Annotated in this window: 15 protein-coding genes; 9 read left to right on the top strand and 6 right to left on the bottom strand. The window is 55.6% G+C overall.

Going from position 1 to position 16,090, the window contains the following annotated elements; all coding sequences use genetic code 11:
• Window positions 1-79: 79 nt before the first annotated feature.
• The 3 genes from LCM21_RS07200 to LCM21_RS07190 form a co-directional block, all read right to left on the bottom strand.
• Complete coding sequence (locus tag LCM21_RS07200) at window positions 80-781, bottom strand: response regulator transcription factor (RefSeq protein WP_224889989.1); 702 nt, start codon at window positions 779-781, stop codon at window positions 80-82.
• Window positions 778-2,646 carry a PAS-domain containing protein gene (locus LCM21_RS07195; protein ID WP_224889988.1) on the bottom strand — a complete coding sequence of 623 codons (1,869 nt, stop codon included), beginning with the start codon at window positions 2,644-2,646 and terminating at the stop codon, window positions 778-780. The genes LCM21_RS07200 and LCM21_RS07195 overlap by 4 nt, the downstream gene beginning before the upstream one ends.
• 105 nt (window positions 2,647-2,751) lie before the next feature.
• Window positions 2,752-4,284, bottom strand: a complete 1,533-nt coding sequence (locus tag LCM21_RS07190; protein WP_224889987.1) for an alkaline phosphatase family protein — start codon at window positions 4,282-4,284, stop codon at window positions 2,752-2,754.
• A gap of 271 nt (window positions 4,285-4,555) precedes the next feature.
• Between LCM21_RS07190 and LCM21_RS07185 the strand changes: the two genes are divergently transcribed.
• The 4 genes from LCM21_RS07185 to LCM21_RS07170 are packed head-to-tail and all read left to right on the top strand — an operon-like array spanning window position 4,556 to window position 8,454.
• Entirely contained in the window at window positions 4,556-5,668 is a 1,113-nt protein-coding gene (locus LCM21_RS07185) for an ABC transporter permease (protein ID WP_224889986.1), read from the top strand.
• Window position 5,669: 1 nt separating this feature from the next.
• Entirely contained in the window at window positions 5,670-6,485 is an 816-nt protein-coding gene (locus LCM21_RS07180; RefSeq protein WP_068333080.1) for an ABC transporter ATP-binding protein, read from the top strand.
• 5 nt (window positions 6,486-6,490) lie between these two features.
• Window positions 6,491-7,807: an MlaD family protein gene (locus tag LCM21_RS07175; RefSeq protein WP_224889985.1), complete on the top strand. Its 1,317-nt coding sequence runs from the start codon at window positions 6,491-6,493 to the stop codon at window positions 7,805-7,807.
• On the top strand, window positions 7,804-8,454 hold the full coding sequence (locus LCM21_RS07170; protein ID WP_068333074.1) for an ABC-type transport auxiliary lipoprotein family protein: 651 nt from the start codon (window positions 7,804-7,806) through the stop codon (window positions 8,452-8,454). The genes LCM21_RS07175 and LCM21_RS07170 overlap by 4 nt, the downstream gene beginning before the upstream one ends.
• Before the next feature lie 137 nt (window positions 8,455-8,591).
• Here LCM21_RS07170 and LCM21_RS07165 read toward each other — a convergent pair whose 3' ends face one another.
• The gene (locus LCM21_RS07165) at window positions 8,592-9,701 is read right to left on the bottom strand and encodes an alkene reductase (protein WP_224889984.1); all 1,110 of its coding nucleotides are present in this window, start codon (window positions 9,699-9,701) and stop codon (window positions 8,592-8,594) included.
• Window positions 9,702-9,880: 179 nt separating this feature from the next.
• Between LCM21_RS07165 and LCM21_RS07160 the strand changes: the two genes are divergently transcribed.
• The 5 genes from LCM21_RS07160 to LCM21_RS07140 all read left to right on the top strand — a co-directional run bounded on the left by LCM21_RS07160 (window position 9,881) and on the right by LCM21_RS07140 (window position 13,515).
• Window positions 9,881-10,465, top strand: a complete 585-nt coding sequence (locus tag LCM21_RS07160) for a TetR/AcrR family transcriptional regulator (protein WP_224889983.1) — start codon at window positions 9,881-9,883, stop codon at window positions 10,463-10,465.
• Between the two features lie 11 nt (window positions 10,466-10,476).
• Window positions 10,477-10,773 carry a YciI family protein gene (locus LCM21_RS07155; RefSeq protein WP_224889982.1) on the top strand — a complete coding sequence of 99 codons (297 nt, stop codon included), beginning with the start codon at window positions 10,477-10,479 and terminating at the stop codon, window positions 10,771-10,773.
• Complete coding sequence (locus tag LCM21_RS07150) at window positions 10,770-11,375, top strand: DNA-3-methyladenine glycosylase I (RefSeq protein ID WP_224889981.1); 606 nt, start codon at window positions 10,770-10,772, stop codon at window positions 11,373-11,375. Before LCM21_RS07155 ends, LCM21_RS07150 begins: the two co-directional genes overlap by 4 nt.
• Window positions 11,376-11,493: 118 nt before the next feature.
• The gene (locus LCM21_RS07145) at window positions 11,494-12,267 is read left to right on the top strand and encodes an HAD-IIB family hydrolase (RefSeq protein WP_224889980.1); all 774 of its coding nucleotides are present in this window, start codon (window positions 11,494-11,496) and stop codon (window positions 12,265-12,267) included.
• A gap of 18 nt (window positions 12,268-12,285) precedes the next feature.
• The gene (locus LCM21_RS07140) at window positions 12,286-13,515 is read left to right on the top strand and encodes a glycosyltransferase family protein (RefSeq protein ID WP_224889979.1); all 1,230 of its coding nucleotides are present in this window, start codon (window positions 12,286-12,288) and stop codon (window positions 13,513-13,515) included.
• Here LCM21_RS07140 and LCM21_RS07135 read toward each other — a convergent pair.
• Complete coding sequence (locus LCM21_RS07135) at window positions 13,499-15,244, bottom strand: sugar phosphorylase (protein WP_263618936.1); 1,746 nt, start codon at window positions 15,242-15,244, stop codon at window positions 13,499-13,501. The genes LCM21_RS07140 and LCM21_RS07135 overlap by 17 nt on opposite strands.
• 134 nt (window positions 15,245-15,378) lie before the next feature.
• The gene (locus tag LCM21_RS07130; RefSeq protein WP_224889978.1) at window positions 15,379-15,996 is read right to left on the bottom strand and encodes a TetR/AcrR family transcriptional regulator; all 618 of its coding nucleotides are present in this window, start codon (window positions 15,994-15,996) and stop codon (window positions 15,379-15,381) included.
• Window positions 15,997-16,090 lie beyond the last annotated feature (94 nt).

Raw genomic sequence — 16,090 nt, 5'->3', positions numbered from 1 at the left:
ACTAATATATTGTCTTTTAATATAAAACTCATCTTTTTGACTTCTATGTTTAGCTGTTCTACGAAAGTTTATAGGCGCTTTATCGCCATTCGACATCACCCAGGAAAATATACCCGGCCCCGTAGATTGTCTTGATCAGGCGTGGGTTTTTGGGATTCTCCCCCAGCTTGGTCCGCAACCGAGAGATGCGAACATCCATCGCGCGATCAAAGCTGTCTCCAGCTGCACCGCCAAGGGCTTCTTGCATCTGTGCACGGCTGATCAGACGTTTGGGGCTGTCTAAAAACAGGCGCAGAACTTCGCCCTCGGCATGACTAAACGGTGTTTCTTTGCCGTCGCCATCGATCAGAACATATCGATCAAAATGCGCAGTCCAGCCATTGAAACCGGCCACGTCCGACTGAGAGTTCTGTATTCTGGGGGATCGCAACCTGGCACGGATGCGGGCCACGACCTCAGCCGGGTCAAACGGCTTGGTGATGTAGTCATCCGCCCCAAGCTCCAGTCCTGTTACGCGGTCTTGCACCTGCGCCCGGCCAGAGATGATAATCACGGCGGCCCCCCGTTCCAATGCCAGCCGGTGCACAAGCGCCAGCCCGTCCGTATCGGGCAAAGACAGATCAACCAGGCACACATCCGGCGTGACACGTTTCAGCGCGGCCTCAAACTCCCGTGCCCGGGCAAAACTTTGGGTACGAAATCCTGCCTCTTCCAAAGCATCGGTCAGAACGCGACGAATTTCTGGTTCGTCATCGACAATTGTGATCAACGGTTGCGTCATGAGGGGGCCTCGGTACGGATGAGTGCAGACAGTTGCGCACGGGTGAACGGTTTACTCAGGACCGGGGCCAGAGTCAGCGCCTGCTGGTGCAACGGGTCAGAAAACGGCAAAGACGTCATTAAAACACACGGCAAACCCGGTTTAAGCTGTGCCAGCAACTCAAGGCCGGTTCCCTGCCCTTCCAGCCGAATGTCCGACAACACCAAGGCGATATCCTGTATATCGGCTGTCAGGGCCAGTGCTTCGTCGACGGATGTGGCCTCGATCACGGAAAACCCCAGCTCCACAAGCATATCACGGAACTGCCCGCGCAGATCGTCATTATCTTCGACCAGCAGAACCAGCCCGTCCTGAATTGGCGGAGCAGGGCGATACGGCAAACGCATCGATACCATCGCACCCGAGGGCGTGTTACGTAGACTCAGGTCGCCGCCCGCCAGTTTTACTGTGTCGTACACCATCGGCAGACCCAGCCCCGAGCCCTTGCTGCCCTTGGTCGTAAAAAATGGGTTCAGCGCTTTTTCCAACGCTTCCTTCGAAAACCCCGGCCCCGTGTCCGAGACCGAGATTTCGATCCAGATGTCACCAATCTTATGCGCACTGATTGTGACTTGTCCGAACCCGCCACACGCATCGCGTGCATTCAGAACAAGGTTCAATAGCGCGTCCTGAACCATGCCCGGATCCAACAATAGTGCCTCGTCCGGCAGGGTGTTCACCATCGAAAGGCCGACACCGCGCGGCAAAGAAGGTGAGGCGAGAACACGCAAATCTTCCAACAGGCTGCGCATATCGGTTGCTTTGGGCTGAAACGTTCGGTTTCCGGTCATATCCGCGATCCGGTTTAGCAATTGTCCACCCCTTCGGGCGGTTTTTTGGGTCGCGGCAACCAGTTCATGCGCCTCTGAGGGCAGGTCCATTTTTTCCAGTCGGGACTGCATGCCCAAAATGATAGTCAGAAGGTTCGAGAAATCATGCGCCAGTCCGCTGGTCATTTGCGCCGCCATTGCCCGGCGCCGCGTCTGTTGCAGGGCCACACGTGCTTGCGTTTCCTCGGTGATGTCGACCGACATGACATAAACGCCGCCCTCTTCATCCGGAGAAAACGATACGCGGATACGGCGCGAATCCTGGTCCTCGGTAAACTCAAACACCGACGTTTCGCCGCCATAGGCTTTTTGCAAGTGGGGTTCGACGCGGGCAAAGGCCGAAGCGCCCAGTGCTTCTGAGATGTGCATGCCGAGAATTTCGGACGGGCGCCCCGGCATGACCGAGCTGAGACGGCGGTTCGAATAATCATACCGCCCGTCGGCATCCAGATGGGCGATATGGGCCGGCATCATCTCGGTCGTCATACGAGTCCGGGCTTCGATCTCGATCAGTTGGCGTTTTGCTTCCTCGAGGGCTGTGTTTGTTGCGGCAAGCTTTCGGTTGGCGGCGGCAAGTTCCTCGGCCCGAACAAGCAACTGCCCTGACAACACCTCTGAACGTGCGCGCAGCAGTGCCTCCGCCTTTTTGGTGCTTGTAATATCGGTATACACGGACACCCATCCACCTTTGGGTAGCGGCGCACCTTCGACTGAGATCACGCAGCCATTTGCCCGGACGCGCTCCAAGTAATGCGGCTCAAAAGTCAGCGCCTGCTGAACGCGCTGATTAACAGCTTCTTCTACGTCGATATCCGTGCCGTATTCACCTTGTGACGCAAGATAGCGGATCGTTTCTGCGAACAACGCTCCGGGCTGAACCAGTTCATCCGGCAGATCAAACATATCCTGAAAGCGGCGATTACTGACCACCAGACGCAGCTGGCTGTCATAGATCGACAGCGCCTGTCCGATCAGGTTCAGGCCCGCGCTTGTCATAGACTTTATCTGTTGATCTGTAATGTCCAACTTCGCCCTCCCGACAAGTTATGCGTAGCATTGGATTAATCGCGGGTGTAGGGGGCAAGAACACCGCAGGTTGCATTAGTAACGCGGTTTGAATTTTGCGCCGTCTGGCGTTAGCGAATGCAGCGACAACGTGTGATCCATATTGCGCATCCGATGTCGCAGCATCTGCCGCCCTAAACGCGCCAATTCCGCGGCATAGGCTGGGTCGTCCGCAACATTCTGCAATTCTCCTTCGCCTTCATGATCGAACAATAGTGGCGGTAGGTCAGCGGCGAACTCGACCAGCGTAAAGCGTTCGTTACGCAGAATGCCCAAGCACGACTCGCTGTCGCCTGTTCCCAGCTTCTGTTGCCACACCGACGGGGTTTCAGGATCGGCGAAATCCAATTCACTGAAAGTATAGCCGCGCCAGTATTCGGGTTCTTCACCTTGTAAAAAGGGCATCAATGACCGCCCGTCCATTGCGTTCGGGGCAGGTTGACCGACCCATTCCAGAATGGTCGGAGTTATGTCGATCGACTCGGTTGGCGCAGTTACCACCGATCCTGACTGCGCTTCGTTACCTGGCAACCGGATGATCAAGGGCGTATGATAAGCCGCGTCATAAACCGTCATTTTGCCCCAGCTGTGGCGATCACCCAGCATCTCTCCGTGATCTGACGTGACCACCAGCAGCGTGTCGTCGTATTGACCGCTTTCCTTGAGGAACTGGATGATGCGCCCGATATGGTGATCCACTTCGGTCGCGAGCCCCAGATAAACGGATCGCAGAATCTGAATATTCTCAACCTTGGGATCAACGCTTTCAAAACCCAAGACGACATCCGCAGCCGTTTGCCTGTCTATTGCCGGGCCAAAGAAGGGATGCATGGCCCGTTCCTTGGACGCGTCGGCAAACCCGGCCGGTTCAGGCAGCGTGGCTGGATCGTACATATCGTTGTAAGGCGCGGGCGCGACAAGCGGCGGGTGTGGCCGGATATAAGTTAGGTGAGCGAACCAGTTCTGACCTTTGTAGGCTGCAATACTGCTGAGGAACGCGTCCGTCAAAAAGGCCGTATCACTGTCTTCGGCCTTGTAGAGTGCCGGATCATTCAGGCGCGGCGTGCCTCCATTGGGAGAGGTCGGTTTGTGCACATCCCAATAGGTGTCAAAGCGGTAGCCCCGCTTCATCAGATGCGATCGCCAAGGATAGGATTCCTCCAACCGCATTTCGATAATTTCATCGAATCCTGCCATGGGTTGTTCATACGATTTCAGAACCGGATCGTTCGGATCATGCACGCGGGGATCGGCAGAGGTGTCGGTATAACCGAACAGCATGGGCAGATACCCGGCCTTGCGCATTTCAGTTGCAAGATTGGGCGTGTCGTGCCGCAGCGGCGTGCCATTGCGGACGGACCGATGGTTCATCGCGTACTGCCCGGTCAGGATCGAGGCCCGCGACGGCCCGCAAGGGTTTGTGACGGAATAGTGGCGGTCAAAACTGACGGCTTCGCCCCGAAGCGCGCGCAGGTTTGGCAGATCTACATGATCAGCCAAAGCACCGTGCAGGCAATCCGCCCTCAATTGATCAATGATAATGAACAGAATATTTCCCGGTTTCTGCATTCTGCCAACTCTGATTCTAACACTGTGCTCCTGCCGCAAACCCTGTCTTGGTTATTTGGTCCCGACAAGCGTTTCGGTGTGCTGAGTTTTGGGTGACCCTAAACTCTGCGCCCTTCGGAAAACAGCCCCGTCGAAACGGGTGTTTAAACAGGCATGGACCGGGCACAAATTGTTACACCACTGCCTATGCGCGGCGACGAATCCTCAAACATTCTAAAAATGCGTTGCAGCAAGGCGCTGTTTCACATCACATACACCCATGACGCAACCCATGATACATTCGGACAGTGACGCAGATGGCGTCTGCCTGCGTATTTCGGGTGAGATGCTGACCCAATCGCTGGGCACCGTCGAACAGGCTTTTGCCGCAGTTCAGCCGCAAGGGGGCAAAATTACGTTTGATCTGTCCAAGGTCGAGACGTTGGATACTGGCGGCGCATGGCTGATTGCCGATCTGGCGCGACGCTCGCGGAAACTGGGCGCTGAGATCCGGTTTGAAGGGTTAAGCCCTGCGCAATCCGCCCTTCTCGACACGGTGGCCGAGAATATTCCGGACGAACCGGGTACCGAGGTCCAACCCCGCAGCTTTGTCGATTGGGTAGCTGCCGTCGGTGAACGCACGGCCGGAGCATGGAAGGACACCCTGTCCATGCTGGGCTTTTTGGGTCTGACATTGCATCGGTTGGCCCGCACGATCGTGATGCCATGGCGACTGCGTCAGGCTGCGTTGGTGTCGCAGATGGAAGAGGTCGGATTAAAAGCCATCCCTATTGTTGCCCTTATGGGGTTTCTGATCGGCGTTGTGCTGGCGTTTCAGGGCGCGACGCAGCTAAAGCAGTTCGGAGCCGAAATTTTTGTGGTTGAGCTGATCTCGATCTCGGTGTTGCGGGAATTGGGTATCCTGCTGACCGCCATTATTGTCGCGGGCCGCTCTGGGTCTGCATTCACCGCATCCATCGGCTCGATGAAAGTGCAGGAAGAGATTGACGCCATGCGCACGCTGGGTCTGGACCCAATCGAAGTGCTGGTGATCCCGCGTGTTGTGGCCTTGCTGATCATGCTACCGATCCTTGGTTTTGTTGCTGATATGGCCGCCCTGATCGGTGGCGGTTTGATGAGTTGGATCGACCTTGACATCAGCCCCGGCATGTTTGTGACCCGTTTGAAGGAAGGCACAGGCATCTGGCATTTCGCCATCGGCATGATCAAGGCACCGTTCTTCGCTGTCGTCATCGGGGTAATCGCTTGCTGGCAGGCGATGCAGGTCAAAGGTTCGGCCCAGAGCGTTGGTCAAAGGACAACAGCCTCGGTGGTACAATCAATCTTTATGGTCATCGCCTTGGATGCCCTGTTCTCGATCTTTTTCGCGACCTTGGAAATCTGACATGGACGGGACCGTGCTGCAGCAAACCTCGGACACCGACGCTCAGCGCGAGGCAGTGATCCGTGTGCGCAACCTGACCAACCAGTTCGGGTCGCAGGTTGTTCACCAGAACCTGAACTTGGATGTCTGGCGGGGCGAGGTGCTCGGCATCGTGGGCGGTTCGGGCACAGGCAAGTCGGTTTTATTGCGCACGATTGTCGGGCTGAACAAACCCGCCGCTGGAAGTATCGAGGTGCTGGGTGTCGACGTCCTGAATGGCCCCGAACAGGAGCGGCGCAGGATAGAAAAACGCTGGGGTGTGGCGTTTCAGGACGGGGCGCTGTTTTCCTCTCTGACGGTATTGCAGAACGTCATGGCCCCGTTACGCGAACATACCGGGCTGAGCGAAAAGTTGATGCAGGCTTTGGGAAGCCTGAAGATCAGCCTGGTCGGCTTGCCGCAACTCAGCTGCGAGAAATTTCCATCTGAGTTGTCCGGTGGCATGCGCAAGCGTGCTGCGCTGGCGCGCGCGCTGGCGCTGGATCCCGAAATCGTATTTCTGGACGAACCCACCGCCGGACTGGACCCCATTGGAGCCGCTGCTTATGACGAGTTGATCGGTGAATTGCAGCACGCATTGGGATTGACGGTTTTCATGGTGACACATGATCTGGACAGCCTGTATGCCATTTGCAACCGCGTTGCGGTGCTAGCAGAAAAACGCGTGCTGGTTGAGGGACGGATTGAAGAAATGACCAAAGTCGATCATCCTTGGGTGCAAGAATATTTTACCGGCCCCCGGGCGCGCGCGGCGCAAGAGAAGGGGCACGATAGGTAGAGATCATGGAAACCCGAGCGAATTACATCCTGATCGGCGCTTTCACCCTTGCGGGTATCCTCGGGGCATTCGGATTTTTCCTATGGCTCGCAAAATTCGAGGTCTCGCGTCAATACGCTTACTATGACGTTTTGTTCGACAACGTTTCGGGGCTTTCAGCAGCAGGCGGCGTCAGTTTTAACGGCCTGCCGGTTGGGCAAGTCATTTCGTTGACCCTCGACGATGACGACCCATCCAAAGTGCGGGTCAGACTTGAGGTTGACGCGGAAATCCCGGTGACCGAGGACACGATTGCACAGCTGCAATCCCTTGGTGTGACGGGCGTCAGTTATGTGGAATTGACCGGCGGGTCGGCCAGCGGTGAACGATTGCCCCAGAACAGTGTCATCCAAAGCAGACGCAGCGCCATCCAGTCGTTGTTCGAAGGCGCGCCGAAGGTGCTGGATGAGGCTGTAACCTTGTTGGAAAACCTGAATGCCGTCGTCGACGAAGAAAACCGCCAGAGGGTCAATAACATTCTGGACAATCTCGGCGCAGCCTCGGGGCGGTTGGACAGGACACTTTCTGATTTTGAGAGCCTATCCGGGGATCTAAGCGGCGCTGCCAAGAAGATCGGGGATTTCACGGATGGTTTGGATAATCTGGTCCAGACCGCTGAAACAACACTAAACACAGGCAACGACACACTCGAAAGCGTCAAAGCAGCGTCTGACTCCGCCACAGCGGCATTGGACAGTGCAAAAACTGTCATTGAAAGCGCGGGTGAGGTGATAGAAGACGATGTAAAACCGTTCATCGACCGGGCCTCAACCCTGGCTGAAAACCTGAACGTGCTGACGGACGAGGCCGAGATGTCGCTGGCCGTCATTACCGAGACATTCGAGAATGCAAACAGCACCCTCGGATCAATAACGGTTGCGATGGACTCGACGAAAGGCACGCTCAGCGCCGCCGAGCGCGCATTTGACTCGGCCAACAGGATTCTTGACGAAGATGTCGGCGTCGTGATGGACGATATCCGAACAGCGGCCAACGAGGTTTCAGCGACCGTGAAGAATGTCACCGAACGGCTGGATGACATCTCGGCCGATGTACTCAGCGCCTCACAATCTGCCTCAGAACTGTTGGGAACGATAGATGGCATAGTGCAGGACAATCGACGCCAGCTATCGACTTTTTTGCGGGTCGGCCTGCCGCAATTCACCCGCTTTATCGAAGAGTCGCAACGGCTGGTCATTAATATGGATCGCCTGGTCGACAGAGTTGAACGTGATCCCGCGCGTTTCCTTCTGGGCACACAAGCATCGGAGTTTGGCCAATGATAAGGCATTTTCTTGTGGTCCTTGCCCTTGTGTCGCTTGGGGGATGCGCAGGTCTGGGAACACTGCGGCAGGCGTCCAAGCCGAACGACCTGTATCTGCTGACGCCCAAAAGCACATTTTCTTCGGCGTTGCCGCGTGTTCAAAAGCAGATCGTGGTACAGGAACCGACGGCGACGGCTGCGGTCAACACGGACCAGATCGCAATCCAGCCGACGCCGTTTCAGGTGCAATACCTTCCGCGCGCCCGCTGGGTGGATCGCGCACCGCTGATCGTTCAGGCGTTGCTGGTCGAAAGCTATGAAAACAGTGGCAAGGTGGCAGCCGTGGGCCGGTCAACGGTCGGTTTACGCCCCGACTACGTCATCGCGCCTGATATTCGAGAATTCCAGGGGCTGGTGGTTAATGAGACCGAAGGCACCAAGACCATTCGGGTCGAAGTTCGCATCAATATCAAGATCATTGACGAGTTTGACGACAAGATCATCGCATCCAACTCGTTCCGCGAGTATGTGGTTTCGGCCAGCGACCAAACCCCGGATCTGGTCAAGGCGTTTGACGACGCTCTGGGTAGAACCATGCGGGATGCCGTCGAATGGAGCGTGCGCAGGATCAGCGCCCATGCCGCCAACAACCCTCGGCAAAGCTGAAGCCACCAGCGCCCACCCTCTTGCCAGAAGGCCTGGCCGTCCGCAGCGTGAAACGCACATCATGAACCAGACGGAACTTATGTTGCAGTCGGATACTGAGCCGGTGTCCCGGCTCAGATTCTTGGTGTTTTGAACGGCTAAGCTGCGTCTGTGAATTCCGCAGAAAACTGTGGATAGTCGGTGTATCCGGTCGCCCCGCCCGTATAGAAAGTCGACTTATCAACTTTGTTGAGCGGCAACCCCTTCTTAAAGCGCCGTACCAAGTCCGGGTTTGAAAGGAACGCGGCTCCGAACGAGATCAGGTCGGCATGACCGCTCTGAATGGCCTTTTCCGCACGTTCTTTGGTGTAGCCGTTGTTGGCGATATAGGGGCCAGAGAAAAGCTTGCGCAGTTTGCCGTAATCAACAGTCCTGGATGCGTCAGCAACATGCCCACCAAAATCCATGCTGGTTTCCAGTACGTGAAGATACCCAAGACCTCTTCCAGAGAGGTTGTCGACAATTTCCTCGAAATGCCGTTGCGGATCAGAATCCGACATGCTGTTGAAGGTGTTTTCCGGAGATAGCCGCACACCGATCCGACCTACCGGTAAGACGTCAGTCACAGCATCAAGAACTTCGTTCAAAAAACGCATCCTGTTTTTGGTGCTTCCCCCATAGGCATCTTCGCGTTTGTTCGTGCCATCGCGCAGGAATTGATCAATCAAATAGCCGTTTCCGGCATGAACCTCGACACCATCGAAGCCAGCCGCCAAGCAATTCTCGGCTGCTTGCCGATACTGCGCGATAACGTCCTTTATTTCCCCGGCTTCTAAAGCCCGTGGTGTTTCAAAGGGTTGATATCCCGTCGCGGTAAACGCAACGCCATCCGGCAAGACGGCAGATGGTGCGACGGGCACGCGGCCGTTGGGTTGATGACTATTGTGCGAAATTCGGCCGCAGTGCTGCAGCTGCGCAAAAATTCGGCCGCCTTGCGCATGGACGGCATTCACGACACGCAACCATCCTGCGGTTTGCTCGGGCGTGTACAGGCCGGGTGTGCATGGGTACCCAACCCCTTGGTGCGACACGGGTGCAGACTCTGTGATGATCAGACCGGCTGATGCGCGCTGCCGATAGTGCTCGATCATAAGGGGGGTGGGGACGCCCTCGGGGGTTGCGCGGCTACGCGACAACGGTGCCATTACCATTCGATTGCGAAGTTTCAGATCGCCGATTTGGATGGGTGAGAACAAGTTGGGTTTCATAGTTATCTTTCTTAGGTCAGTTGTCCTATTTTTTAAGTAGGTCAAGCGCCCTAAGATTGTAAAGTTCTATTTTGCATAACTTTTACAGATTGACTCTTTAGGACATTAGACCTAATTTCCACTACAAGAGCTAAGCTCGGTTCAGATGGTAATATGGTCAAGCTTGGAAGGACGCGGGCATGAAAGCATCGGATAGGCGCGAAAAGATTGTAACTGCTGCGGACAAGCTGATCTATGAACGCGGGTTCGATTTTACGTCTTTCGCAGATATTGCAAGCGTCGTGGGAATCTCGCGTGGCAACTTCTATTACCACTTCAAGACCAAGGATGAGATTCTGGATGCTGTTATCGAGCGTCGAATTCGCGACAGGTCGGAAATGCTAGGAGGATGGGTCGAAGCAGGCCATTCCCCGAAGAAATGCGTCGCCAACTTCATTCGAATCTTGTTGATGAACAACCAAAAGATCCGCTCCTACGGGTGCCCCGTCGGGACGTTGTTTCTTGAATTGTCAAAGCTGAACCATCCCGGCGAGTCCGGTGCACGCGATCTGTTCGATCTGTTCCGAGTCTGGCTGGCTCGGAGGTTCAAGGAAATGGGCAGAGAAGAGGATGCCGATGCGCTGGCCATGCATATTCTGGCGCGAAGCCAAGGTGCGGCAACCCTTGCCAACGCCTATCCCGACGAGCCGTTCCTTGAACAAGAAGCGCAACAAATGCTGGCCTGGCTTGATGCGGTGGCCGATGGCGCAATTATCAAAACCTAGACGGAAATATCATGTATATCATCACCCTCAACCTGACAGAAAAGAAAAGCAAAGCGGCAGAGTACATGGCTGCGCATAACGCGTGGATTGCAAGAGGATTCGACGACGGGGCTTTCCTTGTTGTCGGCAGCCTGAAACCTCAGGGTGGCGGTGCAATACTTGCCGTGGCGAATAACCGGGCCCAACTTGAAGAACGGTTGGCCGCTGACCCGTTTGTTGCGGAAGGCATTGCGACGCCCCACATTCAAGAGGTCGCACCCGGGCGAACTGACGCGCGGTTGGCGTTTCTGAAAGGCGCCGCAGCATGAGCGCGCTTTTTGTTGGGCCTGATGGGCGCACAAGATGTAAATGGGCTGGCGCCGCACCCGAATTCTTGGACTATCATGATAAAGAATGGGGTTTTCCCGTTGCAGACGATACCCGTCTCTTTGAAAAACTTTGCCTAGAAAGCTTCCAATCGGGGTTGAGCTGGCGGACGATTCTGAACAAGCGCGAGGGCTTTCGCGCCGCCTTTGACAGGTTCGATTTTCGGAAGATAGCAACATATGGGCAAGCGGACGTAGATCGTTTGCTCAGTGATGACTCCATCGTGAGACACAAGGGCAAGATCGCCGCAGTGATCAACAACGCCGGGCGTGCTGTTGAAATGGTTGAGGCCGAAGGATCACTGGCCAGCTTTTTCTGGCGCTACGAACCGCGACCTGAAAATCTCGCGCCGCCGCAGTCCCGGTCAACCAGCCCGGAATCCGAGGCAATTGCACGAGAGTTAAAACGCAGGGGTTGGAAATTCCTAGGACCAACAACGGTCTATGCATTCATGCAAGCCATGGGGTTGATCAATGATCACGCTGAGGATTGCTTTGTGCGCGCCAAAGTTGAGGCGGCGCGGCGCGTATTCAAACGGCCATAGCACCGGATGTCGCCTAGCAACAAATGCGCCCAATAATTAGGCGTTCACGCCGGAGTTGACCGGAAATTCGTCAGCCCGCATTTACAATGTGCATCCACGATCCTTTACTTTCAGGCAAATGAACGACTCTGCCGCACATGCCCTGCCCCTATTGGTGTTTTCTGATTTGGATGGGACGCTATTGGATCATCACGACTATGGCTGGGACGCGGCCAAACCCGGCCTTGAACGGTTGAGAGGCCTGGGGGCCGGCCTTATTCTGGCCAGCAGCAAGACGGCGGAAGAAATTCGAGTCCTTCAGCAAGAGATGGGCGTGACCGACATGCCGGCCATCGTCGAAAACGGTGCAGGCATCCTTTGGCCCGGCAAACCCGATTCTAATGACGACGATTATAACCGCCTGCGCGCCGTGCTTGAAACGCTGCCTAAGGGGTTTCTTGGGTTCGGAGACATGACAGATCTCGACGTCGCGCGGGAAACGGGCCTCAGTCCGGCGCAAGCGACACTTGCACGCCGACGCAGGTTCAGTGAACCCGGTCTCTGGACGGGGTCTCAAGCAGGCTTGCAGGCATTTTTGAAAGAAGCGGCACGTAACGGAGTGACGGCTCGGCAAGGTGGTCGCTTTCTGACCCTGTCTTTTGGCAGAACCAAGGCCGACGCGATGGCCGAAGTGATCCGGCGCCTGAAGCCTATCCGCACTATTGCGTTGGGGGATGCACCAAACGATGCTGAAATGATCCAAACTGCTGATCAGGGCGTTGTTGTCGCCAATCCTGATGGACCGTCAATTCCCCCTTTTCCACCAGAAATAGAAACACAGATACTGAGAACAACACATAGCGGGCCGCAGGGCTGGTCAGAGGCGATCCTGACCCTGACTTCGGACCTCTGATCACAAAAGGCATTCGGCATGGCGGATTTTCATCAGAACGGCAATATAACCACCCTGCACAATCTGCGCAGTCGACCAGCGGGACATCTGGCGCATGAGATTTCGGTTTATGCGGAGACCCGCAAAATTACTCTGATATTGCCGTGCCTTTACTCCGAGCTGGAAGGCCCGGCGCTGGCGGGTATCTTGGATGAGTTGGCGCAGGTGAGCTATCTTCACCGTATTGTCGTCGGGCTGGATCAGGCCGACGAGACGCAGTACCGACATGCACGCGCGTTTTTTGCAAAACTACCGCAAAACCATGCCGTGATCTGGAATGACAGCCCGCGCCTGAGCCTATTGCAATCGCATCTGAACGATTTGGGTCTTGCCCCGCAGGAACCCGGCAAAGGCAAGAATGTCTGGTCTTGCATTGGCTATTTGCTGGCGTGTGCAGACAGTTCGGTTATGGCGATTCACGACTGCGATATCGTGACCTATAACCGACAGATGCTGGACCGTTTGGTCTATCCGGTCGTGAACCCTACCTTTCCGTTCCAAATGGCCAAGGGCTTTTACCCGCGCATTGGTGATGGCAAGCTGAATGGCCGTGTCACGCGTCTTTTGGTTAGCCCGCTGTTGATTGCATTGAAGAAGGTGGTCGGAGATCGGGACTACCTCGATTACCTGCGCAGCTTTCGTTATCCTTTGTCGGGCGAGTTCGCGATCCGCACCCCTACCCTGCCCGATCTGCGTATCCCGTCAGACTGGGGGTTGGAGATTGGCGTACTGTCCGAGGCGTGGCGCAATCTGGCGCCAAAATCCGTCTGCCAAGTCGAAATCGCCGATAATTACGATCATAAGCATCAGGACCTTTCGCCCGAAGACGCCAATCAGGGTCTGAGCCGCATGTCCACCGACATCTGCAAGGCAATCTTCCGCAAGCTTGCCGCAGATGGGACAGTCTTTACCCCGAACACGTTCCGCACTCTGAAGGCAACATACTACCGCTCAGCGCTGGATTTGCTTGAAAGCTACTACACCGATGCACGGATGAACGGGTTAGAGCTGGATCGCCACAAGGAAGAAAAATCAATCGAGCTGTTTGCCGAAAACATCATCCGCGCCGGTCAGGTTTTTCTGGACAACCCGCACGAGACCCCGTTCATTCCGACCTGGAACCGTGTCCATTCAGCGGACCCTGAATTCCTGCTGCGGCTCAAGGCGGCGGTGTCCGACGATCTTGCACAATTCACCCCGCATTCGTGATCCAGCGGCATTGATACGGGGCCAGCACGATATCCGGGCCGTTGGTTGCAAGGATTTCCTCAGTCAGGGCATCGGTCCAGGTTTCTTCGGCAATCATGTTAAACTCGGTCGGGCTGACATTCACTGGCTCTGACGAGACATTGTGTAAAGCAAAAATCGACTGGCTGCGATCCAGGCTCTGCCGCCAGATGCCAAAGACACGATTGTCCAACCGCAATGTAAATTGCGTCGCGTTGGGATGAAAGGCGGGTTGCTGTGCGCGTAATCGGAGGCGTCGCGACAGTTCCGACAACACCAAGGCCTGATTTGATCCCGGATCAGCTAATCGCGCCAGCAGCTCTGGGTAATGCCAGCGATGTCGGTTGATTGCCCGATTCATGCCGCGCCGAGCGACCCCTTCATGATCGTTGGGCGTTGCCAGCAAGGAATGGATGTAGAACGCCGGTATCCCCTCCAGCGACATGACAATCGTCTGAGAGCAGATGAATCGCGCCAGATGGTACTGATCCTCTCCGTCAAACGTTTCGCGCATCGCCTCGAAATACCCGCAGTTCAACTCATAGGGTTCCTCGCGCCCGTCCGGCAGTGCCCGCATTGAAACCAACCCGCCAATACGTCGGACAGTGTCGATCATGCGTGTTTTTTCATCAGGCGGCAGAACCCCTTCGGCAGGGCGCATGCCAATCCCATCATGACTGGCCGTAAAGTTCAGATAGGCGCATCCCAACTGTGCGGGAGGCATCGCAGCTTGCCATTCACGCAGATATTGTGCTGTCCCCGACTGCATCGCATGCAGGATCAGCGGCGGCAGAGGGAAGTTGTAAACGGCATGCGCCTCATTCCGGTTGCCGAAATAGCTGAGGTTCTCAGTTCGGGGAACATTGGTTTCGGTCAACAGGACCAGTGTTTCCGTCGTAAAGTCGCAGAGCAGCCGCAACAACTGAACGATGGCGTGGGTCTGCGGCAGGTGGATGCAGTTGGTGCCGATCTCTTTCCAGACAAAAGCCACCGCATCCAACCGCAGAATCCGCACCCCTTTGTCTATGTGGAGGCGGATGATCCGCAACATCTCCAGCAATACCTCGGGGTTTGAAAAATCCAGATCGACCTGATCGTGACTGAAGGTACACCAAACGTATTTCTCGCCCCTGTTGGTTTCGACCTGCCGCAACAGCGGCGTGGTGCGGGGGCGCACGACCTGAGACAGATCATCCTCGGGCGAGGCTTCTACAAAGAAACGGTCGTGCGGAGATTTTCCCTGCAGGTAATTGGTAAACCACGCGCCTTGACTGGACACATGGTTCAGCACGAGATCGGACATCAGATGAAAGTCGTTGGCGATCCGCGTGATGTCGGACCAATCGCCCAGCTGAGTACTGACGCTATAGTAGTCAGAGACCGCAAACCCGTCATCCGAGGTAAAAGGAAAAAACGGCAGGATATGAACACCGTTCACGACACCCCTGAGATGCCGGATCAGAAAGTCGTGCAATAGGTCCAGCGGTTTGTGGGCCTGATCTTCGATCGAGTTTCCATAGGTGATAAGGACGCTGTCTTTTTCCGACCAAAGCTTGTTGCCGGGCTTGCGGCCTTGTTTCCGCCGATGCGTGCCTGCGGGCCAGAAAGCATCAGTGATCTGCTGCGCCAGAATAGCCTGATCGTGTTCAGGATAGATCTGAACAAGCAAGTCGCTCAGACGGCGGGAAAAACTGGCAGTCACACGGGTCAAGGATCACAGGGCCTTCGCTTTATCCGGCTGATGGTTTTCCAGAATGCGCCACCTGTCAAACATCAATTTCGCCGTTGGCCTTTGTTTCAGCGAACGCTTTCGCGGCTGCTCAAATCTTGGTCGTGCCCTCTTTGTCAGACACCGTATCGGGCCATGAACATATCCACGGCCTGTAGCGCGATCTCGTCGATTTCCGATTTGCTGAAACTTGTCTGAATGCCCAATGCTGCCTTGGTCCAGATGCGGACCTTGCACAGTTCTGAAAACTGTTCCGCCGCGATCTGCACATCTTCGATGGCGAGTTCACCCTTTGCGACGGCCTTCTCAAGGTACTCTACCATGTGGCGCTGACCGTTCTGCGGCCCGGCCTCAAAAAAAGCCATGCCAAGTTCCGGGAACCGATCCCGTTCAGCGACGCATACCCGGAACACCTGCTGCGAGAAATCGGACACCAAGAACGCGGCCAGCTGTGTCGCCGCGATTGTCAGGACCTCGCGCGCGGGTTTGGAATCGTCGATCATCGAAATGACGTTTTCAGCCAGTCTTTTGCACTCGGTCTGAGCGACCTCGGTGAACAACAAACGCTTGTCTGGGAAATAGCTGTACAACGTTGCCTTCGAAACGCCAGCCGCCCGCGCGATGTCATCGACGCTTGCGCCCTCGAACCCATCCGCCATGAAAACCTCTCGGGCGCCGCGCAGCACCTGATCGAATTTGCGGCCCGTCCGAAGGATGGCGGCTGTCTGAGTCATGGGCTCTCCTTGGGTTGCTGATCCCAACAAACTATAAACCGATCAGTTCAGATACAACGATTCGCGCAGTTTTGTTTGGAAATGGCTAATAATC

The sequence above is a fragment of the Ruegeria profundi genome, from assembly GCF_020171505.1.
In the GTDB taxonomy this organism is placed as follows: domain Bacteria; phylum Pseudomonadota; class Alphaproteobacteria; order Rhodobacterales; family Rhodobacteraceae; genus Ruegeria; species Ruegeria profundi.
Note: the sequence above shows the minus strand (reverse complement) of the source record. Positions and strands in the feature narration are given on the sequence as shown.